Raw genomic sequence first — 23465 nt, 5'->3', positions numbered from 1 at the left:
GAATCGGAGCAAACATAGCCCCGGTTTTCTTTCTAATTTGCCGCCTGATTTTTTTCCTTCTTCTGATTTAAATGCCTCTATCCTTTTTAAAAGCCCCGTTGGCCCGCAAACAAGGCTTCCCCATAGGCTTGCTTGCCGTGGTGGTGCAGCTGCTGCTGGTGGTATACGTGTTTCGCCATCTTATCTTCCACCCTGGCGACTACCTGATTATTAATTACTATGATGGTATCAAGAGCTACTTCTCGATAGAGTCGTTTCTGCGCCAGCCGCTGAACACGGGCATGGTGGTGGAAGGCCACAACTTCCCCTTCGGCGAATACATGTACTATACCGACAGCACGCCCCTGCTGGTGCAGCTGGTGCACGTGCTGGTGCAGCTGGTGCCCTCCTTGCAGCCCTACGGACTGTACCTCTACGATCTGGGCATCATCAGTGGATTAGTGTTGAGCTCCTGGCTGTTGGGTAAAATCCTGCGCCCGGCCAACCTGCCCGCCTGGCTGTTTGTGCTGGTGGTAGTGGGCTTGCCCTGGCTGGGGCCCCAAACCTGGCGCCTGCGCGTGGGGCACATGAGCCTATCTTACACGCCTACCATTCTGTTCACTATCTGGGCGCTTCAGAAGATGTACCTAGCCTGGCCGACGCGCCGCCCCAGCTACGGAGCTCTGGCTATGCTGGTCGGGGGCATTTTTGTCTCGTCGTACCTGCACTTCTACTACCTGGCTATTCTGGGCGCCTTGGCCGGCTTTTTCTTTTTGTGGTGGTGCGTGCAGAATAGGTTGACCCGCCAGCCCTGGCTGCCTATTGCCGTGCGCGGCGGGGCGGCCCTGCTGGTGGCCCTGGTGCTCACGGCCGGCTCGCTCATGGTGCTGGATGGGCGCTACAATGAACGCCCGGTGGGCAGCAGCGGCTACGGCTACATCGACTGGAAACTCCAGGCGGGAGGCTTTTTTCGCACGTATGAGTACAACAAGGTTCACTTCCTGATTGAGCGTACCCTGGCCTACCCCTACGAGTCGATGGCCTACCTGGGGGGCTTCGTGCTCTACGGGTTGCTGGCCGCGCTGCTGCTTCGGCTGGCGCAGCGGCTGCCCGTGGGCCCCGAACGCCAGGAGCCCATGGGCCGGTTTCTGCTGCTGCTGCTGCTGGCCAGCTTGCCGCTGGTATTCATTGCCTTTGGAGAAACCTACGGCGTCGATAACGACACGTACACGATGTACAACTACCTGAACCCCTTCTACTGGCTGCACTTCGTGACGGACCGGGTAACCCAGTTCCGGGCCGTGGGGCGCTTTGTGTGGCCTTTCTGGTGGGCCCTGAACCTGCTGGTGGTCTGGGCCGTGGCCCGCTACTGGCAGCAAACCGGGCCGGCCTGGGTGCGCTGGGTGGTGGCGGCCCTGGCTTGCATCTTGCTGCTGGACACGCGCGACGCCATGACTTTCTACCAAACCGGGGTGCAGGTTCCCAACCTGTTGACGGACAAAACCCAGCGCCCGGAAATGGATCAGCTCATGCAGTGGATGGATACCCAGAAGTACCAGGCCATCCTGCCGGTTCCTTTCTACCACGTAGGCTCTGAGGGCGACTACACCTATACCATCGACCCCGACGACCCGCACTGTAACCATACCTACCAGCTGTCCTTGATTACCAACCTGCCCCTGATGTCGCACAAGGCCGTGCGCACGCCGCCCGAGCAGGCCCAGCAGCTGTTCAGCATCTTCCGCCCCGAAGGTCCCGACCCGGCCCTGCTGCAGCGCCTGGGCACCAAACCCGTGCTGGTGTTCCTGGATACCTCCTTCTACAACGGGCAAAATAACTACTACGCCGAAGGCCTGAAGGGCAAGGCTTCGCTACCGACCTTCGAGCGGGGCGACGACTTTATCCGGGAGCACAAGCTCAAGCGTATCCGCCAGCAGGGAGCCTACTCCTTGTATGAATGGTACCCCAACGCGCCGACGCAATAAAAGAACGGGCCGCTCCTTTTGGAGTGGCCCGTATCGTTTTTCCGCTGAACTTCCGACCTTCGCCCGGGTTTAGGGAATCTGCCCGCTTTCTTTCCCCTGCCTTCTGCCCATGATTGATCAACATCTCGCCAACCTGCGCCAGACCTACTCCCAGCGGACCCTGTCCGAAAACGAGGTGCAGGCCGATGCTGTGCTGCAGTTTCGTCAGTGGCTCGATGAGGCCCTCAGTGCCCATCTGGACGAGCCCACGGCCATGACTGTTTCGACCGTGAATGCCCAGGGCCAGCCCTCGGCCCGGGTGGTGCTGCTCAAAGGCCTGCCCGACGACGCCGGTTTTTTGTTTTACACCAACTACGACAGCCGCAAAGGCCAGGACCTGACGGAGCGCCCCCTGGCGGCCCTGACGTTTTTCTGGCCCGGTCTCGAACGCCAGGTACGGGTGGAAGGCACGGTAGAAAAGGCCCCCGAGGCGTTGTCGGATGCCTACTTCCAGAGCCGGCCCCGCAGCAGCCAGGTGGGCGCCTGGGCCTCTCCCCAAAGTCAGGTTATCGGGAGCCGGGAAGAGCTGGAAACCCAGGAGCGGGAGATTGAGCAGCGCTTCGCCAACCAGAACCCGCTGCCACGGCCCCCGCACTGGGGCGGCTTTATCGTGCGGCCCCAGCGGGTGGAATTTTGGCAGGGCCGCCCCTCCCGCCTCCACGACCGAATCGTGTACGAGCGCGCCGGCCAAGGCTGGACGCGGAGCCGCCTGGCCCCGTAGCGCCGCCATACCTGGGGGCAACAGGGAGGGCAGGCCGGCGAGCAAAGCGGACTACCATTCTTCAGTCAACAGCTAATGCACTGCTGCAAACTCACCTTGCTACTGTTCAAGCAACCAGATATTTATCGTTTAGATTCACCCTTCAATCTTTCCGTTCTTGGCTGAAATTCAACCCGTGCGGGGCTGGCGCTATAACCCCGAGCTGAGTGCCCATATCGATGACTACGTGTCCCCGCTGTTCGACGTGGTATCGGCCAAGCAGCGCGAGGCCCTGTACCGCAACGAGCTCAACAGCATTCACCTCTCGGTGCCCCGCGGCGACGACCCCGCCGGGGCGGCCTTGCAGCGGCTGACGACGTGGCAGGAAACCGGGGTGCTGCGCCAGGATGAAATGCCGGGCATTTACGTCTACTACCAGTATTTCCGGCTGCCGGGCAGTTCCCGCGAGTACTGCCGCAGGGGCTTTATGTGCCACATCCGGGCCTACGACTGGGCCGAAAATGTGGTGCTGCGCCACGAAAACACCCTGCCCGCTGCCGTCAACGACCGGGCCGAGCTGCTGGCCCGCACCCAGTTTCAGACCAGTGCCACCCACGGCCTCTACCGCGACGACGACTTTGAACTGGAGCGCTACCTCGACGAGGCCATTGCCGACCCGCTCTACCAAACCGAGGAAGACTACCAGGGTGCCCGCGACGTGCTGGCCGTTATTCAGGATGCCCGCCTTATTCGGCGGTTTCAGCAGGTACTGGCCCAGCGCCAGGTGATTCTGGCCGATGGGCACCACCGCTACGAAGGCTCCTTGGCTTACCGCCAGGCCCGCATGGCGGCCGAGCCCCACAATACGGGGCAGGAACCCTGGCACTTCCACTTAATGTACCTGACCAACAGCGCCGCCGACGACCTGCGGATTCTGCCCACCCACCGCCTGCTGCTGGAACTGCCGGGCGCCCTCGCGGACGCGGAATTCCTCACCCGGCTCGAACCGTATTTCACGGTGGTGCCCAAGGACGATGCCTACGACCTGCCCGAACTAATTGCCGGCAAGCCCTGGGCTTTTGGCCTCTACCTGAATGGGCAGGCTTACAAACTACGCCTCAAACCCGAAGTACACCAGCAGCTGGCCTGGGACACCACGGCCGAGGTAAAGGCCCTGGACCTGACGGTGCTGCACTTCTTTGTTTTGGAAAAGGCCCTGGGTATCGTGGGCCCCGACGCCCAGCGCACCTGGCCGGGCGTGGCCTACGTGCGAAACTTCTCCGAATGCCTGAGCCGGGTAGACCGGCAGGAAGCCCGGGCGGCCCTCATTGTCAACGAGGTGACTATGGAGGAAGTGGAGCGCGTGTGCCACTCGGGGGCCGTTATGCCCCCCAAGTCTACCTTCTTTTACCCTAAAACCATCGGCGGCTTCCTCTTTACCTCCATCCGCGACGACGAACACCACCATGCCTTCTATGCTCCCCACCTTGCGTTTAGTACTGGCCTCTAACTCGCCCCGTCGCCGGCAACTGCTCACCGACCTGGGGCTGCGCTACGAAGTACGCCTGCAGGAGGTGGATGAGAGCTTTCCGGCCCACCTGCACCGGGCCGAAGTGGCCGAGTACCTGGCCGCCCACAAAGCCGAGGCCTACCGCACTGGCCTGGCTCCGGATGAGGTGGTGCTGACAGCCGATACCATTGTGTGCCTGGGGGATGACGTGCTCAACAAGCCCGCCGACGAGGCCGAAGCCGTGGCCATGCTCACCCGCCTGCAAGGCCGGGCCCACGACGTATACACGGGCGTGTGCCTGCTCTGCGGCGACGGGCGGCGCACGGTTTTCTCGGACCAGACCCGCGTGCACTTCCGGGCCCTGACGCCCGCCGAAATCGAGTTTTACGTGCGCACCTACCAGCCCCTGGACAAAGCCGGGGCCTACGGGGCACAGGACTGGATTGGAATGGTGGCCGTTACCAAGCTGGAAGGCTCTTACTTCAACGTTATGGGCCTGCCGGTGCACCGCGTCTGGGAAGAGCTGGAAAAGCTGGGCATTGGGGCCTTACCCATGAATTTTTAGCGAATTTTCAGGCTAAAAACCACTAAGCCGAACCCGGTGCTGGCAGCCAGAGCGTTGCCAGCACCGGGTTCGGCGTTTATAGTCCCCTGCCTACTTGAGCCGGTCGTAGCGCAACAGGGCTTCCAGGTAATAGTAGTCGGCGTAGACCAAAGGGGCATCTACTTCCGTTTTAGCTGGTTTGTGGGCTACGCAGTGCTTGATGAGAAAATTGTGGTTGTCGCCCGGCGCGGCGCGGTAGGCCGGGCTGCTCAAGCTCACCAGCATCTGCTCGGCCGCCTGGCGGTAGCGCTTGGCATCGGCGGCGGGGCTGTAGTGCTGCAACTCCAGCAGGGCCGAGGCCACAATGGCCGCCGCCGAGGCGTCGCGCTCCTCGTTGGGGATGCCGGGCGCGTTGAAGTCCCAGTACGGAATCTTATCGGCCGGCAGGTTGGGGTGGTTGAGGAAGAAGTCGGCAGTTTGGCGGGCCTGCTGGCGGTACCGGTCCAGCTTGGTTTCGCGGTAGAGCATGGTGTAGCCGTAAATAGCCCAGGCCTGCCCCCGGGCCCAGGCCGAGTTGTCGGCGGCACCCTGGGCCGTTTTGCGGGCCAGCACCTGCCCTTTCCCGTCGTAGCAAACCACGTGAAACGTGCTGCCGTCGGGTCGGAAGTGGTGTTTCAGGGTGTTGTCGGCGTGGGTAATGCTGAGGCGGCGCAGCGTGGAGTCGCCGCTGGTGCGGGCGGCCCAGCACAGCAGCTCCAGGTTCATCATGTTGTCGATGATAACCGGGTACTTATAGCCGGCAAAGTCGTTCCAGGACTTAATCAGGCCCACCTGCGGGTCGAAGCGGGTAGCCAGGGACTGGGCGCCGGTCAGCAGTACGGGCGGGTAGGCGGGGTTCCGGGTGAGGCGGTAGCCGTTGCCAAACGGACAGTAGAGCATAAAGCCCAAATCGTGGGTGCCGGTGTTGTGCTGCTCCTGCTGCATGGCCATAGTCCACTGGTCGGCGGCCTGCTGCCACTGGGGCTGCTTGGTGTACTCGTACATATACCAGAGCGTGCCGCCGAAAAAGCCGCTGGTCCACCACTCCGACTTGGTATCCTTCAGCGTGCCATCGGGCCGGGTGGAATACGGAAACTTGGTCAGGTCGGGGTGAGTTTTCAGCAGCTGCTGGAGCTGCGCCCCGGCCCGGGCAAACTCCTGCTTCACATCAATTTTGCGCTTTTGGGCAGCCGCCGGCAGGGCCGTAAACAATGGCAAAACCGCCATTAGGGCGGAGACAAGTACAACGGAACGTTTCACGGGCTAGTAGGTTGGGAAATAGGAAAACTCGGGAGAGTGGGTGCAAGTAAGGATAGTCTGGGCATACTTGTTTACCCGGCTCCGGCAAAAGCGGCCTCAGCACCTAAAGCGTTTTAGCAACGGGCCTTGGGCCGGTCGCTTTCTCCGAAAACCAAACTGGGTTTGGGGCGGCTGCGTAAGGGCCAACAGCCGGGCTTGACCAGGCCCGAACGGCCATCCTGCTCCCGAATCCGCTTACTTTGCCGAATGCTCTACAGCTTGTTATTCGCGCCCTTTGCCGATGCGGCCCACCAAGCGCACTACGACGCCCTGCAGGCCGCTTTAGCCGCCGAAACCCCGTCCACTCCCACCCTGCTGCTGGGCAACTTCACCGTGGCCGACGAAGTTTTCGACGCCGTCGTTATCCGTCCCCGCAGCGTCACTACCCTGCTGCTGCTGCCCGGGCAGGGCGAGTTGCACCTCGACAAGGACGCGTGGCGGCTGGGCACACAGCGGCTGGTTGATCCAGTGGCGGCCTTCCAGCGGCAGCAGCGGGTGCTGGCCGCCTGGCTTAGCGCCGACCTGGGCCCCGTCCCCGACCACGACGTGACGGGCCTGGTGGTTTTCAGTTCCAGCGTGGAGTTTGGCCCCAGCGTGGAGCCCCAGCTGCGCCTGCTACCCACGGCCGACAACGTTCAGCTGCTGCGCCAGGCCGCTCACCTGCCCCGCCGCCTCTGGAACCTGGCCCGCCCCGGCATCGATCTGGCCGAAACAGCGCTGGTGAACTGGTTTCAGGCCATAGCCGGTGGCGCAGCCACCGAGGAAGATTTGGCCGAAGAAGTGTCGGAGCTGGTGACGCCCCTGGGCTTCTGGGAACACAAGGCGCGGCAGCTCTGGCGCTGGCTCGGGGCCGAAGACGTTCCCCACGACCAGCCCTACGGCTACCCGGCCCCGGAGGCAGTGGCCGCTAACCAGGACGAAAAAGCGCGGCTGGAGCAGATACGCCAGCAGGTACGGGCCGAGCTGCAGGAGCAAAACCGGGCCGCCGCCGCCCGGGAAAGCGCCCGGGAACAGACTATTGCCCAGCTCCAGGCTCAGTTGCAGCAGGCCTCGGCCGTAGCGCCCGAAACGGCTGCCCTGCAAGCCCGCCTGGCCGCCGAAACTCAGGAAAAAGCGGCTCTGGCCGAAGCCGTGCGCCAGGCCCAGGCCGAGCTGGCCGCCCGCAATCAGCAACTGGATGCCCGCATTGAGCAACTGGGGCAGGCGTTGCAACAACTCCAAAGCCGCCCGGCCCCGGGCCCCGCCGTGCCGCCCGCGTCGGCTGGTATTTCCCCACCGCCCGCTCTGCGGGCAGAGCCTATAGGTCCGGCGGCCCAAGCGCCCCGGGTATCGGCTCCTCCCCGGCCGGCCCCGGCCTGGCAGCTGCGCTGGCACCGGGTGGCCGTGGTAGCGGCCGTGGCGGGCGGTTTGGGCTGGGGCGTGTGGGGCGTTATGCACCTAGCCGGTAAGCTAACTTCGGCGCCGAAGTCCGACACTCCTGCCGCGCGCCGGACGCAGCAGCCCGCCATCACTGAACAACCCGTGCCCGTCGAAGCGCCAGTACTGGCTGATTCTACTGAGGAAGCCCCGGAAGAAGAGCCCACGAGCATAGATTCGGCAACTGCCCCTACCGATTCGTCGGAGGTAATGCCCGAAGTAGCGGAGCCCGAGCTGGACGACACCTCTACGCCGGAAAATTAGGTCCGTACTGCCGGGCAGCGTACTTTACGAGTTAGCGGCGCTTGTGCGGCCGACTCCACTTGTGTTAGTTACTGGTTTTATCCCGCTGTTCTAATGTTTTTCCTTCGCTTGCCAGCTTGGGTCAGCCTGCTGCTGACGATGCCTTGTTGGATTGCCTGCCAGCAGTCCGCTTCCACGGAGCAGGCCGCTGCGACTGCGCCGCCGCCACAATCCCAAACTACTTATCCGGCGACCCTGGCCCAGCGCTTCGGGCCGTTGCTGCGCGGGTCCTGGGTAAATGCGGACTACCTGGCGCATGTGCGCAAATCCCACTCTCCCCAACTGGCTTTCGACTACACGGGCGAAATATCCGAGTTCAGCATCAGCCTGGCGAAGCAGTCCGCCGACAGCCTGGTGGTAGGCCTGGGGCTGGGTAACCACGAAGGTGGTAATCTGACAATCTACTTCCGGTCCGGCTTGCAGCCCAACTCTTTGCCCACCAACTGGCCTGACTACGAGGAGCCGGGAAACGTCAGCGAAATCAGCTGCCAAGTGGGCCCGCGCGACACCACCCTGGTGCTGACGACTTATAGCCGGGACCGAAAAGTGGTCCGCCGGGTTTCCTACGAGCGGGTTCCCGGCGTGGCCGCCGATGAAATAGTGGCCCTGAACCGGGCCGTGAATACCGTGTTGTTTGCCGGCCGCTACACCGGCCAGGATTCCGTGGGCCGACCGGTACAGATTCAATTTACTCCCGATGGCCGGGTCCAGGGTCTACCCGGCGCGACCAGCTACGACACCAGCACCGACTTCGGGGGCGGACCAGGCAACGATATTGATAACGTGACTTTCAGCAATGCCGCCCGGGCTGACCGCACTATCCATTTCACCCGCAACGCCGACACGCTACGGCTCTACAGCACCACGTTGCTGGAGCCGGTAGATGATGCGCCCACGCTGACCCGCGGCCACTTGCTCTACAGGCTGGTCCGGCAGCGCTAAGACAGGCTCTACCCCGCTCACCTAATTCCTGACACGCAAAAAGGCGGCTTGACTGATGTGCTCAGTCAAGCCGCCATTTGTCGGGTTACGCAACTGCTAGCCGTTAATAGGGCTTCGCGTCGTGGGCCGTTGCTTCGGCTTCGGCCACGGCTTCTGAGCCCCGGGCTTCGTTGTACTGGTTGCCGCCCTCGGCCGTTTTGCCGCTGCGGGCCTGCTGCAGGCCTTCGGCCAAGCGCCGGCCCCAGTCGGGGTCACAGTTGGTGCAGAGCTCCACCATCTTGTCGCTCACGCGGCGGTCGGCGTCGGCGAGGGCGCCTACCATGTTATTAATCAGGTCGTCCCGCTCCCAATCTTCGTGCAGGCGGTACCGCTCACCGGCCTGCTTGAAGTTGTTCTGCCGGTCGATGGTCTGCTTCATCAGGCGGCCCTGGTACTGCGGCATGTGGTCGGGGGCGCTGCGGGGGGCTTCCACCAAGCCGTTCAGGGAGCTGGGCTCGTAGTTGATGTGCAGGTTCTGGTTAGGCGAAGAATCCACGTGGTAGGCCATCTGTCCGTCGCGCTGGTTGGTGGCCACGTGCTTTTTGGGCGCGTTGATGGGCAGCTGCAAGTAGTTGGTACCCACCCGGTAGCGCTGGGTATCGGAGTACGAGAACGTGCGGCCCTGCAGCATTTTGTCGTCGGAGAAGTCGAGGCCATCCACCAGCACGCCGGTACCGAAAGCCGACTGCTCGACCTCGGCAAAATAGTTTTCCGGGTTCCGGTTCAGCGTCATCTTGCCCACGGGCAGGAAGGGAAACTGATCCTGGGGCCAGATCTTGGTGTCGTCGAGCGGGTCAAAATCCAGCTCGGGATGCTCGTCGTCGCTCATGATCTGCACGCAAAGCTCCCACTCGGGGAACTCGCCCTTGGCAATGTGCTCGAACAGGTCCTGCGTGGCGTGGTTGAAGTTCTTGGCCTGAATGGCCTCCGCTTCCTGGGCCGTCAGGTTTTTGATGCCTTGCAGCGGCTCCCAGTGGTATTTCACCAGCACGGCCTCGCCTTGCGCGTTTACCCACTTGTAGGTGTTCACGCCCGAGCCCTGCATTTGCCGGTAGTTGGCCGGAATGCCCCAAGGCGAAAACAGGAAAGAAACCATGTGCATGGCCTCCGGGGTGTTGCAGATGAAGTCGAAAATCCGCTCCCCGCTCTGGCGGTTGGTTACCGGGTCAGGCTTTTGGGAGTGAATCAGATCCGGGAACTTCATGGCGTCGCGGATGAAGAACACCTTCAGGTTATTACCCACCAGGTCCCAGTTGCCGTCTTCGGTGTAAAACTTCACCGCAAACCCACGGGGGTCGCGCAGGGTTTCGGGCGAGTGGCCGCCGTGGCCTACCGTGGAGAAACGCACAAACACGGGCGTCTGCTTGCCTTTTTCCTGGAACAGCTTGGCGCGGGTATACTTGGCAATCGGCTCCCCGCCTACCGTGCCGTAGGCTTCGAATACGCCGTGGGCCCCGGCCCCGCGGGCGTGCACCACGCGCTCCGGAATCCGCTCCCGGTCGAAGTGGCTGATTTTTTCAATGAAGGCATAGTTCTCCAGCGTAGCCGGTCCGCGGTTGCCCAGGGTGCGGATATTCTGATTGTTGGTAAGGGGATGGCCCTGGCGGGTGGTCAGGGTTTGAGCGTGTTCCCCGTCCGTCGTGCGCGAGTCGTGAGAGGTGCCCGCGCCCGTAACGGCCGTGCCGGTACCGTCGCCCGACACAGGGTGGCCATTGGAGCCAGCCGTGCCATTCTGGTTCTGTTCTTCGTTCTGTGCCATTGGTATTTTGGGATGGATTGGAAGTAGTAAAATACCAAAAAAGGTCCAGAAAGTTTTATGCGAAGCGCCAAAGCCCCATTCCGGGTATTGGTTCCCCTGCTTCCCAAATGGGGTGCAGGGTGGGTAACTGCCGGAAATGCATCTTTTCCGGGCGTGTATCCTTGGTCTAACTTCCTTGAAATGAATTAGTCGAATAGCACTCCGCCAAACCACTTCAACAGTCGCTACTTAGCCAGAGTAGCTGTAGCACAACCAAATCTTACACTTTAGCCCGGCTGGCGACAACCGCAATGCACAAGCCCATAACGGCAATAATTGAAAAGGACACCTGCAGGTTGAAGGCGCCGGCTACCAAGCCAATCAGGGGTGGCCCTATGAGGAACCCTAGAAACCCGACGGTCGACACGGCGGCCAGCGCCACACCCGGCGACATAGTAGAAACCTTACCCGCCGCACTGTACACCAGCGGCACCACCGACGACACCCCAAAGCCAACCAGCAAAAAGCCGAGCACCGCCGTAGGCAAGCCCGGTAGGGCAACAGCCAGCAACAGGCCCGCCGCCGTCAGCAGCCCGCTGACCTGGAGCACGGTTCGCACCCCAAAGCGGTGGGCAAACCAGTCGGCCACGAAGCGGCCTCCGGCCATGGTGCTCATAAAGGCGGTGTAGCCCACTCCAACCCAGGCCTTTTCGGCCCGCACTACCTTTTTAAAGTAAATGCCGCTCCAATCGAACATGGCGCCTTCGCAAATCATAGAGCAAAAGGCAATCAGCCCCAGAGTGAACAGGGCCTTGTCGGGCATGGCAAAGATGGGCTGGTTGGCTTCTCCCCCACGGTCTTGCCGCAGGGTAAAGGGCCAGCACAGCAGTATCCCCACCATGATGGCCGCCCACACCAGGGCAAAATGCGGAAATGGGTCCAGGCCACGGCCCATCATAAAAGTACCAATGGCGGCTCCCGCGAAACCGGCCAGGCTCCACACGCCGTGGAAGGCGGCCATGATGGAACGTTGGTACAATGCTTCCACGCCCACAGCCTGCGTGTTGACCGAAATGTTCATCAGGTTGCTGGTCATGCCGTAGAGAAACAAGCAGCCCACGAGCTGATACAGGTTCTGGGCCCAGCCAATGCTGACCAGCGTGCCGCTGTAGAGCACGGCCCCGAGCATAGCCATCTTCCGGCTGCCCTGCGTGGCCACCAGCCAGCCCGACAAAGGCAACGACAACATCAGCCCCACGGGCAGGGCAAACAGCACCACGCCGAGCTGGGCTTCCGACAAACCCATTTTCTGTTGGATGCTCGGAATCCGGGAAGCCCAGCTGGCGAAACATAGCCCCTGCAGAAAAAATAAGGTACTGACTGCCCAGCGGTGCGCCTTGTTGGAAATGGGTGCGGACGAAGTAACTGAAATCATAAAGTTCTGAGCGACACGCGCCTGACCCGGCCCAGGTGAAGTGTAATCCTTCTCGCGGCCCGCCCACTTTCTGGTGAAACGGGCTACCGCCCGCTCCAGCGACGCAAAAATAGTGTGGCGGCCTGGAACGAATTAGCCGCGTACGGCCTTTGTACGGCCACTTCCCGGGTAAGGGAAGCTCAGTCCGTTCCCGAGCCAGCCGCTTGTATGAAAAAATTGTTACTGTTTAAAAAAGCTCATTCCCACGAACGACTAAGCCAAAAAATTCAGGCCGAGCTAACCAAGCAGTTGGAGCTAGTGGGCTCCCTTTCCGAAACCTGCCAGAAAATTACGCTTACGCAACTCACGGAATGTTTACCGCTATTGTTAGCCTTTCGGCCGCGGAAAGTGCGCGGCTGGCAGGACAGTGAACACCACGGGGCCTCCCTGAGCCTTTCCTTCGGGGGAAACTACCAACTGGTCATCACCATTTTCTGCCCGCCTAACGACGCGCAACCCTGGTACCCCGACGCCAAGATTTTTGTGTACAAAGGTTCCCAGCTGGCGACCTACCTGGCCTGCCACCATAGCTACCTGTGCGCAGCCCTGCACCGTAGCCTGCAGGTGCTCAGTCAGGAGCAGGCAAAGCAAGCCCACTAGCCGAGCTAGTGCCCCCGGGCCAGCAAAGCAATGCCGACCACAATGCTGGCCAGCCCCAGGGCCTGGGACCACGACAGGGTTTCGCGCAGCACCACCAGCCCGAGCAGCGCGGTGAGCAGCACGGAGCCCCCCACGATGACGGGGGTGCCCACCGAGGAAGGTACCCCGCGGCTGAAAACCACAAACGTCAGGATTTCGGCCAGGCCCACGCCCACCCCGGCCAAGGTGGCCAGCAGCAGGCCCTGGCCGGAAATAGGCAGCGGCTGCCCCTGCAGCTTGAGCTTGAGCAGCCACACCGCCCCCAGCACCGCCGCTACCAGCTGCAGCACCACGGCCCCTACGGCCGCGGGCAGCTGGTCGGAGGCCAGCTTGATAAAGAAGTTGTAGAGCGCCAGGCAAAAAGCCGTCAGCAGCGCCAGGGCAAGCCAGGGCATCTTACTTGAGACGCTCCAGCAGCCCCTGCTGCAGCTGCTGCCAGTTCTGGTAGTCATCCTTGGCGGCCCACTGCTCCTGCAGCGCCGACTTGCGCACCACGGCCTCGACGGCTTCGATGGCCAGCTCGCGCAGATCCTCACTTTCGGAAGCATCCAGCTTGACAATCACCGGAATCAGGTCGACGGGAAACTCCTGGGCCGGCTTGCCCAGAATGGCCGCCACGATTTCAGCCGCGGCCAAGGCTTCGCTGGCTTCGTGGGCTTCCAAAGGGCCTTCTTCCTCGGCCGCCGTGGCCAGGGCCTCGTAGAGTACGGCCTCGGTGTGGTTGTCGCGAAAATCCTCGGCGAAGTCGGCCGCCGCGTCGTTGTCGAAGTTATAGTAGCCCCAGGTGCCCATAGGTGTTTGGTTTTTAGGAGTAGCTAACGTAAATGAGCTACGAATTGGTTGGTCCTGACAGTCTGGTATCGGGACCCAAAGCGGATTCTACAATGCGCCAGCGCCCCTGTTTGGCCGCAATCCATCGGTAGTCGTTCTTATCTTCTGCATCTACGCTCCAGTCTAGATCCTCAGCCCAGTACAAGGTATCATCCTGCCAGTAGCATACGGCTTCCATCAATATTGTAAGACCTGTATCGGCATTTCGCTCATCCTGGACCCAATTGAAGCTGACAACGTCTTCGAACTCAACTTCGATAACCGAAGCCTCCCGGAATTGACTTTGAAACAGCATTCGCACAAAAGTCCGGTTATCGAAACTCATGCTCAAGTCCTCACTGACAAACTCCCGGTTCTGTAGCGCGACTTCCTTGATACAGCTGTCATGAAAATCGCGGTACACCTGCATTAGATGGTCTACATCGGCCTGGCTGGCTAGCGTATTCCACATAGCATTTACCGAAACTTCTCCTTGAGAATCTCCAGCTCCACGGCCGGCGAAATCTTCTCATACAGCACGTGGTAGGCCGCCGAAGTAATGGGCATGTGCACGCCAAGCTTCTTGTTGAGTTCGTGGATGCTCTTGACGGCGTAGTAGCCCTCGGCCACCATATTCATTTCCATCTGCGCCGACTTGACCGAGTAGCCCCGCCCAATCATATTGCCGAAGGTGCGGTTGCGCGAAAACTGCGAGTAGGCCGTCACCAGCAAGTCGCCGAGGTAGGCCGAGGCCGACAAATCCCGGGGCTGGGGGTTCATGGCGTGCACGAAGCGCCGCATTTCCTGCACCGCGTTGCTAACCAGCACGGCCTGGAAATTGTCGCCGTAGCCCAGGCCGTGGGCGATGCCGCAGGTCAGGGCAATGATGTTTTTCATGACGGCGAAGTACTCAATACCGTCGAGGTCTTCCATCGGGTAGGCCTTCACGTAGCGGTTGCGCAGCAAGTGGCAAAAGTCGTCGGCCAGGCCCAGGCTGGGCGAGCCAATGGTCAGGTAGCTCTGCTTTTCCAAGGCCACTTCCTCGGCGTGGCAGGGCCCGGCTACGACGCCAATTCGCTCGTGGGCCAGGCGAAACCGCTCGGCCACGTAGTCGGTTACCAGCACATTCTTGCCGGGCACCATGCCCTTGATGGCCGAAATGACCCGCTTGTTTTTCAGCGAATCCCGGTCGAGCTTATCCAGGGAGCTTTGCACGAAGGCGGCGGGCACGGCCAGCACCAGCCAATCGGCCTCTTCCACCGTTTCTTTCAGTTCGGTAGAAGGGAAAACGCGGCTTAAGTCGAAGGCCACGGAGGACAGGTAGCGCGGGTTATGGCGGGTACGAAGCAGGTGCTGCACGTCGTCTTTGTTACGCATCCACCAGCCCACGCGGGCCCCGTTTTCCGACAGTATTTTGGTTAGAGCAGTGGCCCAGGAGCCGCCGCCAATCATGGCTATTTTGTCCACTGGGGAAAGGGAATTTGGGGAGTCAGGGAGCCGAGTTTAGGCAAAAAAAATGAGAGGCTGGGAGCAGAACTGCTCCCGGCCTCCCAACTAGCCGAAAACGCGACTGTTAGCGTTTGGCACGCGCCTGGTAGCTCCCGGCGCCGTTGTGGGCTTACTTGTCTTCTTCGGGCTCTTCCTTTAGAGCGGCCTTATTGATGGTCTTGGCATCTTTCACCACTACCGGGCCGCCATCCTTCAGGGTTTTGGCTACGGCCCGGAACGGGCCGCTGACCACTTCGTCGCCCGCCTGCAGGCCGCTGCGAATTTCAATGTTGGAGAAGTCGCTGATGCCGGTTTTCACAGGGGTCAGCACGGCCTTGCCGTTGCGCACTACAAAGACCACTTCCTGAATGTCGGTTTTGGGAGCCGCCTTGTCAGTGGCCGGGGCCGCGGCTCCCCGCTCCTGCGGCTTGTCGGCCGTAGCCGTAGCGGTGCTGTCCGAGCGAGTAGTCACGGCGGCCAGGGGCACGCTCATCACGTTGCTCTTGCGGTCGGTGATAATGTCCACGGAGGCCGTCATACCGGGGCGGAAGGGCACGACCGTGCGGCCCTGCACCGTGCGCACCAGGTGGCGGTACGACTCGGGCAGCAGGCGGATGCGCACTTCGAACTCGGTGACGGCCTCAGCCGTCAGGGCGTCCTTGGCCGTGTTGGCAATGCTGGTTACCTGGCCGCGGAATTTCTCGTCCTTGCTGGCGTAGCTGTCCACTTCCACATCAACCGAGTCGCCGAGGTGCACGTTGATGATGTCGTTTTCATTCACGTTCACCCGCACTTCCATCGAGTTGAGGTTGGCAATGCGCATGATTTCGGTACCGGCCATCTGCGAAGTACCTACTACCCGCTCGCCCTTCTCCACGTTCAGCTTGCTTACCGTGCCGCTCACGGGGGCGTAAATGGTGGTTTTGTTCAGGTTTTTGCGGGCTTCCTCCAAGCTGGCCTGGGCGCTGGCTACGTTGCTCTGGGCGGCCCGAATGCTCTGGCGGGCCGAGTTGATTTCCTCCTGCGACGCATCGTAGGCGGCTTTGCTGGCTTCGTAGTCGGCCTGCGAAATCACCTTCTGCTTGTAGAGCGAGGCATTGCGGCGGTAGGTCAGCTCGGTTTGCTTGGCCGAGGCAATGAGCTGCTGCAAACGGGCCTGGGTCTGGCCCACGTTGGCGCGCTGGGTGCCCACCGTGGCCGACTGCATATTCACCATGGCCTGGTAGTTATCGGGCCGGATGCGCAGCAGTAGCTGGCCTTTCTTGACCGAGTCGCCCTCGGCTACATACAGCTCGATGATTTCGCCCGATACGTCGGGGGAGATTTTGACTTCTGTCTCGGGCTGAATCTTACCCGAGGCACTCACTTTCTCAACAATCGTGGTGGGCGCGGCCTTGGCCGTCATTACCTCCGTGCCGGCGGGCTTGCCTACCCAGCCCATCTTTTTGGCGGCTACAAAGCCGACAATCATCACGAAGACAAGAGTCAGTAAAATGTATAGTAAGCGGTTGTTTTTCATGTTCGATAGAAAGCGAATCGACTAGTTGGTTGGAGCGAAACAGCGGAAAGTTGGGGCAAAAAAAGCAAGAAGCCAGTAGTCCGAACTAAATTTTCGGACTACTGGCTTTCATCAGACCTGGATTCGCTTACAGAGTGAGGCCACGACCTTCGTAGAAGTCCAGCACTTTCCGCCGGAAGATGAACTCGTACTTGGCCTGAATCATGCTGGATTCGGCCCCGTAGAGGTTGTTTTTGGCAATGTTAAAATCCGTGCCGTTGAGCAGACCGTTGTTGAAGCGGATTTCGGAGTTGCGATACGCCGTGCTCAGGGCTTCGGTCTGGCGCTTGGCCGAGATGTAGCGGCGCTGGGCCGCAACGGCATCGGCGTAGGCCTGCTGAATATTTTGGCGCAGTTGCAGCCGGCTTTGTTCGGCCTGCAGCTCGGCCTGCTTCACCCCGATCTGGGAGCGTTGCACGTTGGTGCGCACCTGCAAGCCGTTGAGAATCGGGATGGATAGGTTAAAGTTGATCTGCTTACCCAGGTTATTTTTCACCTGTGAGGTAAAGCCTTCGGGCAGCGTCTCAAAGCGGGGCTGCGGAATGCCCGCAATTAGGCCGGGCACGGCTTTCGGACCGGTGGGCGTAACCTCATAGATCAGGCCGGAGGGCACGATGGTAGAGTCGCCGGAGAGCTTGCGCCCAATACGGGCCGAGGAGTAGCCCGAAAACACACTGGCCCCGAACGTAAAACGCGGGTAATAGGCCCCACGGGCCACGTCCACCGTCCGCATGGAGCTTTGCACCCGCAAGTCGGCTGCCTTGATTTCGGGCATCAGGCCCAAAGCCGTCTGGTAAGTGCCATCCGGATTGCCCGAGAACGATGCTTCATCGTCGGGGTCGGGAAGCGTGGGCACCTCAATTTCGAAGCCGGTGGCCGAGGTCAGGTTCAGCAGCTGGGCCAGCTGCAGCTTGTAAAAGGCCACCTGGTTTTGGGCCGTAATAACGTTGAGTTCATCGGAAGCCAACTGGGCCTGGCTGTCGAGCAGGTTGCTTTCCGCTACGCTGCCGGCCTTGAGCAGCTTCTGGGTACGGGCCACCTGCTGCTGGCTGCTGTTGACGCGCGCCTCATTGGTGCGCACCAGCTCCTGGGCTAGCACCAGCTGCAGGAACGACGAGGCCACGTTCAGGGCAATGTCATTGCGCGACTTCTCAATGTCGCTCAGGCCGGCCTGGTAATCGAGCTGGTTGCGCTTGATGGTATTGCGGACCTGAAAGCCCGAAAACAGGTTCAGACCGGCCGAAACCGAAAAGTTGTTGGCCCGGGTGGTCTGGTTCTGAAACTGAAAGGTGAGCGGGTCGACGTTGGTACCATAGTTCCAGCTCTGGGAGGCCGAGGCGTTGGCCGTGGGCAACACAGCCGCCCGGCTTTGGCGCAAGATGGCATTGGTATTCTCGACGCTGAGTTGTTGCTGACGGATGGTCAGGTTGTTTTGCAGGGCCACGTCGATGGCCCGCTGCAACGAATAGGGTCCACTGGGAGCCGTTGGGGGCACAGAACCCGCCGGAGGCTGCGCCGGCGAAGTAGTCTGCGCCAGAGCCGGCTGGGCTGCTGCGCTTAGCAGCAAGGTGCCAACGCCCGCAACGGCCAGCTGGCGTAAAATCTGGGTAGGAGGTGTTTTCATAACGAGAGAAGCAGCATGAAGCCTAAGAGGTAAAGTTAATTATTCAATATTAGGTATATAAGTTACTCGGTGCACCCAGCTGAGCTGGCGCAGGTATTCGAGGGTAATTTGCTTGATACCGGAGTCCATTTCGATAAACTGGCGGGCCGCGTCGTTCTTGCCCTTGCGCGACACAAACATGGTGGCAATGTTGCAATCGTCGTGGGCAATAACGGAGGCAATAAAGGCAATAGAACCGGGCCGGTCGTCGGCATCCACGATGAGCGTGTGCAGGGAGGCCGAAAAATCGGACGGAAAGCCATCAACTTCCACAATGCGGATCACGCCTCCTCCGCGGCTTTGCCCGATAACCTCTACGCTGTGGCCGCTGCGCTCATCGCGCAGTTGCAGCCGAATGGTGTTGGGGTGCATGGTCGAGGCATTGCCCACGCTTTGAAAGGTGTACTGCAGGCCGGCCTGCTGGGCGTGCTCGAAAGCCTCGCGGATGCGCTTGTCGTCGGTGGCCATGCCCAGCAGGCCGGCCACGATGGCGCGGTCGGAACCGTGGCCTTCGTAGGTGCGGGCAAACGAGTTGTAAAACGTGATAATTGCGTGCGTGGGCAACGAGCCCAGGATGCGAATAGCGGCGCCGGCAATGCGCACCACGCCCGCCGTGTGCGAACTGCTGGGCCCGATCATCACGGGTCCGATCATATCGAAAATGCTGCTTTTCTCGGCCATAAGTGGGCTAAAAGTAGGTGTTTTGACCGGGAAACCAACCAAAAAAGCAAGTCTTACGTAGGAGGCCGGCACGTGCCGGCGACCCTTTGCTCAGTAGATGAGCGCTAAGGCCGAAGGGTTGCCTGCAACTGGCAGATTCGGCGGCTTTTTTGTTCCTTGTGCCCTCGTTCCCACCCCGACGGTTTCTTTCTCCCGCTTCCAACCACCCCCATTCATGTCACTGCCACAGGACGAATTCTCGCCCGCCGTGCTCGAACAGCTGCGCCGTTTGCAGCAGAAGTACGCCGCCGACGGCCAGGATTTAGCAGGCTACCTCGAAGGCCTGTACTACGCCGACTACGTCAACTACTGGGACTACATCGAGCTGGACACGCTGCTCTCGTTGCAGCGCCCGCTTACCCAGATTCCCGACGAGCGAATCTTTATCATGTACCACCAGATTACGGAGCTCTACTTCAAGCTCTGCCTCTGCGAGTACGAGCAGATTGGGCAGCTCACGGCCCCTACCGTGGGCGAGCTGGTGCTGCGCCTGGGCCGCATCAACCGTTACTTCGAGAACCTGATTGACTCGTTCGACGTGATGGTCGACGGCATGGACAAGAATCAGTTTCTGCAGTTTCGCATGGCCCTGATGCCCGCCTCGGGCTTTCAAAGCGTGCAGTACCGCATGATTGAAATTGCCTCCACCTCGCTCGACAACCTGCTCAACAAGGAGAAGCGCCGCCTGCTGGGCGAAGCCGCCGCCCACGACGAGCTCATGGGCTGCATCTACTGGAAGGCCGGGGCCACCATCGAAGAAACCGGCGCCAAAGCCCTGACCCTGATTCAGTTCGAGAAAAAATACACCAAGCAGCTCAGCCAGCACGCGGCCGAGTACCAGGACCGCAACGTATGGACCGTGGTGCAGCGCCTGCCCCAGGAAGACCAGCAGCACCCGCGCCTGATTCGCCAGCTGAAGTTGCTCGACACCAACGTGAACATCAACTGGCCTTTGATGCACTTTAAATCGGCGGTGCGCTACCTGGAGCGCGACCCCACGGCCCTGGCGGCCACCGGCGGCACTAACTGGAAGAAATACCTGCCTCCCAAATTTCAGAAGCGCATCTTCTACCCCCAGCTCTGGACTTCGCAGGAGTTGGAAGACTGGGGTAAGAACTGGGTGGAAAGCATTTTGGAAGAAGCCCGAAGCTAACAACCCCGCGGGGCCCGGGAACGGAAGGATACGCCTTCTGCTCCCGGGCCCCGCGGGGTATTGGGGCTCTGTCGCTAGCCGCAGGCCCAGGCGCGGGCAGCTAGCAGGTCGGTAAAGGTGCGCATCTCAAAAGGCAAGAGCGGTTCGGCCGTCTCCTGCACCTGCCCGATCAGCAGCTTGTTAAGGGGGTCGGCGGCTTCCACGCGGGCAAACCGCCGAAGCCCCATCTTCACCAGTTCGGGCAGCATTTCCCGGGCAATCCACTCCAGGTCGGCGGGGCGAACGGGCCCGAGTAGGCGGTCATCGGCAATCCAGGCCGTAACCTGCTGCTGCCGGGCGTGGTCCAGCACCTCTCCGATGGTATGCCGCAGCACTGCGCTGCTCATAAACCCCTGCCACTGGGCCTCCAGCGCGCGAAAAGGGCCTTCATCGTGTAGGTAGAGACTCACGTGCGAATAAGAAGCCAGCAGCTGCATGCCAAGTATTTTTTAGTAGAAAGTGCCCAAGTAACCTAAAGCCGGACGCTTTGTTGGCCGCTAGGAAGCTGTGGGGGGGGCGCCGTGGCCAGCCACGGCAGGGCGGCATCAAAGAGAGATGAGCTCGAAAGCTAGCGGCCCAAAGCGGGCAGAGGAGGGTAAAAATCAACCGGAAAGCATCCTGGCACAAGCACAAACGTAGTAGGCGGTAACCCATCCTCCTGCTGACGCGCTTCTTATGCCCAAAATACTACTGTTCATTCTGCTCGGGTGCCTGGGTGCTGCGCCCCTTTGCCGGGCCCAAGGTGAAGCGACCTTAGAACGGCCCCGCTACGCTGGCCGGGCCCAAACCGCCGCCCAGCGCCAGACCGACCAGGAATTTGTAGCTCAGGCACTGAAGCAGTACAAAACCCGGGCGGCCGCTTCCGAAACCTACGTTGACGAGGGCTGGAGCGCTTTCTATCAGGAGAAATATGCCCAGGCCCTGCAGCACTACAACCGGGCCTGGCTACTTGATTCGGCCAGTGCCAACGTGTTTTATGGCTTTAGTGCCTACCTCAGCAAACGCGGCACTCCCGCCCAGGCGGAGCGGTATTTTGCCCTGGCCCAGCAGCGCGACCCCAACAACCGCGGCGCCCTGACTTACTACACGCGCCTGGCCGATCTGCAGGAGAAATTGGGCGACCAAGCCGGCGTGCTGGCTTCTTACCGGGAAGTTATCCGGCTTGATCCTAAAAACGCCGGGGCCTACCGCGTGTTGGGCACCACCTACGCGGCCCTGCAGGACAGTGCCAAGGCCCGGCAGTATCTGCAAAAAGCCCTGTCCCTGAACCCCCAGGATTCCGTAACCTATCTGGGCCTGGGGCAGCTGGCCTACAGCCGCCAAGACTACGCCCGGGCCGTGGCCACCTACAGTCAGGCCCTGCGCCTGAACCCGCGCTACCTGGATGCCTACGCGGCCCGCGGCCTGGCCTACGAGCAGCAAGGCCAGCTGCAGCAGGCCCTGGCCGACTACAACAAGTGCCTGGAAATGGCTGATTTTCTGGACAAGGGTCAGTTCTACCGCATGGTCGGCATTGCCCAGATCAAGCTGGAAGACCCCAGCGCCTGCGAATCGTTGCGGCAGGCCCTGAAGTGGGGCGACGCGGCCGTGGGCGAGAAAGAGCTCAAGCGCATTATCAAAGAGCACTGCCGCTAGCAGGCGAGTGGCACAACCCCACCCGGGCCGCCCTGCGTATGCCCAGCAGTCTTCACGTCTTACGCCCTCACCCTATGGAAGCCACCGACCGCAAAATCGTGGATACCTCCCTCGACCAGCTACGCAGCCTGCACCAGAACATTGGCAAGCTCTGGCCCGCCGACACGCTGGCCGCTTTTTACTACGAGGTGCTCAGCGGTACCATTGCCCGCCACGGCCCCGAAGTGGCCCAGGCCATCAGCGCCATTCTAAGTGAGAAGTTCGACAATGCCTCCAAGGCCCACGCCAGCCTGGGCCAGCTGGGCATGAATGCCTCCGCCGCCGACGAAAGCTCAACTACAGGCAGCTAGCAACTTCGCTTTCCACCCTAAAAGTCCCGAAAACTACGCGTCCATGCGCCCAGACTGCTGCGTGTCGGGCATGCGCCAGTAAACGAGCAGGGAAAGCGCGGCGCAGAACGTAACGTACCAGTAAAACCAGGCTTCCACGCCCCACTGCTTGGCTTGCAGAGCCACGTACTCGGCCGAGCCCCCGAAAATAGCCACCGTGAGGGCGTAGGGCAGCCCCACGCCCAGGGCCCGGATGGTCGTTGGGAACAGCTCGGCTTTCACCACGGCATTGATGGAGGTGTAGCCGCTCATAATCAGCATGGCCACGGCCAGCAGCCCCAGCGCCGCCCCCTGGCTGTCGGCCCGGCCCAGCAGGGTCATCAGGGGCACGGTGCCCAGGGTAGCGCCCACGCCAAAAAACAACAGCACCGGCCGCCGCCCCACCCGATCCGACAAGGCCCCGAACAGGGGTTGCAGTACCAGGGCAATGGCCAGCGTGACAAAGGAAACCCAGGAGGCAGCGGCCTTGCTGAAGCCAGCGGTATTGACCAGAAACTTCTGGGCGTAGGTAGTAAAGGTGTAAAAGACGATGGTACCGCCCAGGGTAAGGCCCACCACAGTCAGGATTTCTTTGGGGTAGCGCAGCAGCAGCTTCAGCTTGCCAGGCTCCTTCGCCTCAGGCTTCTGCTGCTCCTGCACAACAAACGAGTCGGTTTCTTCCATGTGGCGGCGCAGATACAGGGCCACCAGGGCGGCCCCCGCTCCTATTCCGAATGGCACGCGCCAGCCCCAGCTATACATTTCCGCTTCGCTGAGCACTTGCAGCAACCCTAGCTGCACGGTCAGGGCCAGTAGCTGCCCGGCCAGCAGCGTTACGTACTGGAAGCTGGAGAAAAAGCCCCGGTTGCGGCGGTCGGCCATTTCACTCAGGTAGGTAGCCGAGGTACCATATTCGCCGCCCACGCTCAGGCCCTGCAGCAGGCGGGCCAGCACCAGCAGCACCGGCGCGGCCACCCCAATCTGCTCGTAGCCGGGCGTGAGGGCAATCAGCAACGAGCCCCCGCACATGAGCAGCACCGACACCACCAGGGCGGCTTTGCGGCCGTGGCGGTCGGCATACGCCCCCATCAGCCAGCCCCCCAGGGGCCGCATCAGAAAGCCCACGGCAAACACGGCGGCCGAGTTGAGCAGCTGGGCCGTGAGGTTGCCTTTGGGAAAAAACGCCGGGGCGAAATACAGGGAGAAAGCCGAGTACACGTACCAGTCGTACCACTCCACCAAATTGCCGATGGAGCCGCTGACGATGGATTTAATGCGGGAAGCCATGCTACGCGGGGGCAGCGCAGCGGGAAGAGGTGCGGACATACAACAAGCGGGAAAGCCGAGGTTCGGGCCGGCGGGAATACGTCCGTACACCGGCCCCT

Annotated in this window: 22 protein-coding genes; 10 read left to right on the top strand and 12 right to left on the bottom strand. The window is 61.2% G+C overall.

Annotation, left to right across the window (positions count from 1 at the left end; all coding sequences use genetic code 11):
- Nucleotides 1–71 precede the first annotated feature (71 nt).
- The 4 genes from E5K02_RS03485 to E5K02_RS03470 all read left to right on the top strand — a co-directional run bounded on the left by E5K02_RS03485 (nt 72) and on the right by E5K02_RS03470 (nt 4778).
- Nucleotides 72–1964 (top strand): hypothetical protein, encoded by a 1893-nt coding sequence (locus E5K02_RS03485; protein WP_135392111.1) that lies wholly within the window; start codon nt 72–74, stop codon nt 1962–1964.
- Nucleotides 1965–2073: 109 nt separating this feature from the next.
- Nucleotides 2074–2724, top strand: a complete 651-nt coding sequence (gene pdxH, locus E5K02_RS03480) for a pyridoxamine 5'-phosphate oxidase (RefSeq protein WP_135392109.1) — start codon at nt 2074–2076, stop codon at nt 2722–2724.
- Nucleotides 2725–2881: 157 nt separating this feature from the next.
- Nucleotides 2882–4213: a DUF1015 domain-containing protein gene (locus E5K02_RS03475; protein WP_135392107.1), complete on the top strand. Its 1332-nt coding sequence runs from the start codon at nt 2882–2884 to the stop codon at nt 4211–4213.
- A complete protein-coding gene (locus E5K02_RS03470; RefSeq protein ID WP_206025919.1) occupies nt 4179–4778 on the top strand; it encodes a Maf family nucleotide pyrophosphatase in 600 nt (199 codons plus the stop codon). The genes E5K02_RS03475 and E5K02_RS03470 overlap by 35 nt, the downstream gene beginning before the upstream one ends.
- A 90-nt stretch (nt 4779–4868) precedes the next feature.
- Here E5K02_RS03470 and E5K02_RS03465 read toward each other — a convergent pair whose 3' ends face one another.
- Nucleotides 4869–6056 (bottom strand): glycoside hydrolase family 88 protein, encoded by a 1188-nt coding sequence (locus tag E5K02_RS03465; RefSeq protein WP_317128889.1) that lies wholly within the window; start codon nt 6054–6056, stop codon nt 4869–4871.
- Between the two features lie 246 nt (nt 6057–6302).
- Here E5K02_RS03465 and E5K02_RS03460 point away from each other — a divergent pair, with 246 nt between their 5' ends.
- On the top strand, nt 6303–7775 hold the full coding sequence (locus tag E5K02_RS03460) for a hypothetical protein (RefSeq protein ID WP_135392105.1): 1473 nt from the start codon (nt 6303–6305) through the stop codon (nt 7773–7775).
- Between the two features lie 93 nt (nt 7776–7868).
- A complete protein-coding gene (locus E5K02_RS03455) occupies nt 7869–8756 on the top strand; it encodes a hypothetical protein (protein ID WP_135392103.1) in 888 nt (295 codons plus the stop codon).
- Nucleotides 8757–8859: 103 nt separating this feature from the next.
- Here E5K02_RS03455 and E5K02_RS03450 read toward each other — a convergent pair whose 3' ends face one another.
- Both E5K02_RS03450 and E5K02_RS03445 read right to left on the bottom strand, forming a co-directional pair.
- The gene (locus tag E5K02_RS03450; RefSeq protein WP_135392101.1) at nt 8860–10554 is read right to left on the bottom strand and encodes a catalase; all 1695 of its coding nucleotides are present in this window, start codon (nt 10552–10554) and stop codon (nt 8860–8862) included.
- Between the two features lie 259 nt (nt 10555–10813).
- The gene (locus tag E5K02_RS03445; RefSeq protein ID WP_135392099.1) at nt 10814–11968 is read right to left on the bottom strand and encodes an MFS transporter; all 1155 of its coding nucleotides are present in this window, start codon (nt 11966–11968) and stop codon (nt 10814–10816) included.
- A gap of 207 nt (nt 11969–12175) precedes the next feature.
- Here E5K02_RS03445 and E5K02_RS03440 point away from each other — a divergent pair, with 207 nt between their 5' ends.
- A complete protein-coding gene (locus E5K02_RS03440; protein WP_135392097.1) occupies nt 12176–12607 on the top strand; it encodes a hypothetical protein in 432 nt (143 codons plus the stop codon).
- A gap of 5 nt (nt 12608–12612) precedes the next feature.
- Here the strand turns inward: E5K02_RS03440 and E5K02_RS03435 are convergent, their stop codons facing one another.
- The 7 genes from E5K02_RS03435 to sdaAB form a co-directional block, all read right to left on the bottom strand.
- Nucleotides 12613–13041, bottom strand: a complete 429-nt coding sequence (locus E5K02_RS03435) for an EamA family transporter (RefSeq protein ID WP_135392095.1) — start codon at nt 13039–13041, stop codon at nt 12613–12615.
- Nucleotide 13042: 1 nt separating this feature from the next.
- Nucleotides 13043–13438 carry a DUF4259 domain-containing protein gene (locus tag E5K02_RS03430; protein ID WP_135392093.1) on the bottom strand — a complete coding sequence of 132 codons (396 nt, stop codon included), beginning with the start codon at nt 13436–13438 and terminating at the stop codon, nt 13043–13045.
- Between the two features lie 37 nt (nt 13439–13475).
- A complete protein-coding gene (locus E5K02_RS03425) occupies nt 13476–13928 on the bottom strand; it encodes a hypothetical protein (RefSeq protein ID WP_135392091.1) in 453 nt (150 codons plus the stop codon).
- A gap of 5 nt (nt 13929–13933) precedes the next feature.
- Nucleotides 13934–14923: an NAD(P)H-dependent glycerol-3-phosphate dehydrogenase gene (locus E5K02_RS03420; protein ID WP_240737137.1), complete on the bottom strand. Its 990-nt coding sequence runs from the start codon at nt 14921–14923 to the stop codon at nt 13934–13936.
- A 151-nt stretch (nt 14924–15074) separates the two neighbouring features.
- Entirely contained in the window at nt 15075–16463 is a 1389-nt protein-coding gene (locus E5K02_RS03415) for an efflux RND transporter periplasmic adaptor subunit (RefSeq protein ID WP_135392089.1), read from the bottom strand.
- Nucleotides 16464–16590: 127 nt separating this feature from the next.
- The gene (locus E5K02_RS03410; protein ID WP_135392087.1) at nt 16591–18126 is read right to left on the bottom strand and encodes a TolC family protein; all 1536 of its coding nucleotides are present in this window, start codon (nt 18124–18126) and stop codon (nt 16591–16593) included.
- A gap of 39 nt (nt 18127–18165) precedes the next feature.
- The gene (sdaAB, locus tag E5K02_RS03405; RefSeq protein ID WP_135392085.1) at nt 18166–18846 is read right to left on the bottom strand and encodes an L-serine ammonia-lyase, iron-sulfur-dependent subunit beta; all 681 of its coding nucleotides are present in this window, start codon (nt 18844–18846) and stop codon (nt 18166–18168) included.
- Nucleotides 18847–19060: 214 nt separating this feature from the next.
- Here sdaAB and E5K02_RS03400 point away from each other — a divergent pair, with 214 nt between their 5' ends.
- Nucleotides 19061–20038, top strand: coding sequence for a tryptophan 2,3-dioxygenase family protein (locus E5K02_RS03400; RefSeq protein WP_135392083.1), 978 nt, complete (start codon nt 19061–19063; stop codon nt 20036–20038).
- Nucleotides 20039–20112: 74 nt separating this feature from the next.
- Here E5K02_RS03400 and E5K02_RS03395 read toward each other — a convergent pair whose 3' ends face one another.
- Nucleotides 20113–20487 (bottom strand): hypothetical protein, encoded by a 375-nt coding sequence (locus E5K02_RS03395; RefSeq protein WP_167856273.1) that lies wholly within the window; start codon nt 20485–20487, stop codon nt 20113–20115.
- 265 nt (nt 20488–20752) lie between these two features.
- Here E5K02_RS03395 and E5K02_RS03390 point away from each other — a divergent pair, with 265 nt between their 5' ends.
- Together E5K02_RS03390 and E5K02_RS03385 are read left to right on the top strand one after the other, a co-directional pair.
- Nucleotides 20753–21712: a tetratricopeptide repeat protein gene (locus E5K02_RS03390; protein ID WP_135392079.1), complete on the top strand. Its 960-nt coding sequence runs from the start codon at nt 20753–20755 to the stop codon at nt 21710–21712.
- A gap of 74 nt (nt 21713–21786) precedes the next feature.
- Nucleotides 21787–22062 carry a hypothetical protein gene (locus E5K02_RS03385; protein WP_135392077.1) on the top strand — a complete coding sequence of 92 codons (276 nt, stop codon included), beginning with the start codon at nt 21787–21789 and terminating at the stop codon, nt 22060–22062.
- 33 nt (nt 22063–22095) lie between these two features.
- Here E5K02_RS03385 and E5K02_RS03380 read toward each other — a convergent pair whose 3' ends face one another.
- Complete coding sequence (locus E5K02_RS03380; RefSeq protein WP_135392075.1) at nt 22096–23406, bottom strand: MFS transporter; 1311 nt, start codon at nt 23404–23406, stop codon at nt 22096–22098.
- Nucleotides 23407–23465 lie beyond the last annotated feature (59 nt).

It is taken from the genome of Hymenobacter metallicola (assembly GCF_004745645.1).
Taxonomy (GTDB): Bacteria; Bacteroidota; Bacteroidia; order Cytophagales; family Hymenobacteraceae; genus Hymenobacter; species Hymenobacter metallicola.
This window is presented reverse-complemented; position numbering and strand designations above follow the sequence as displayed.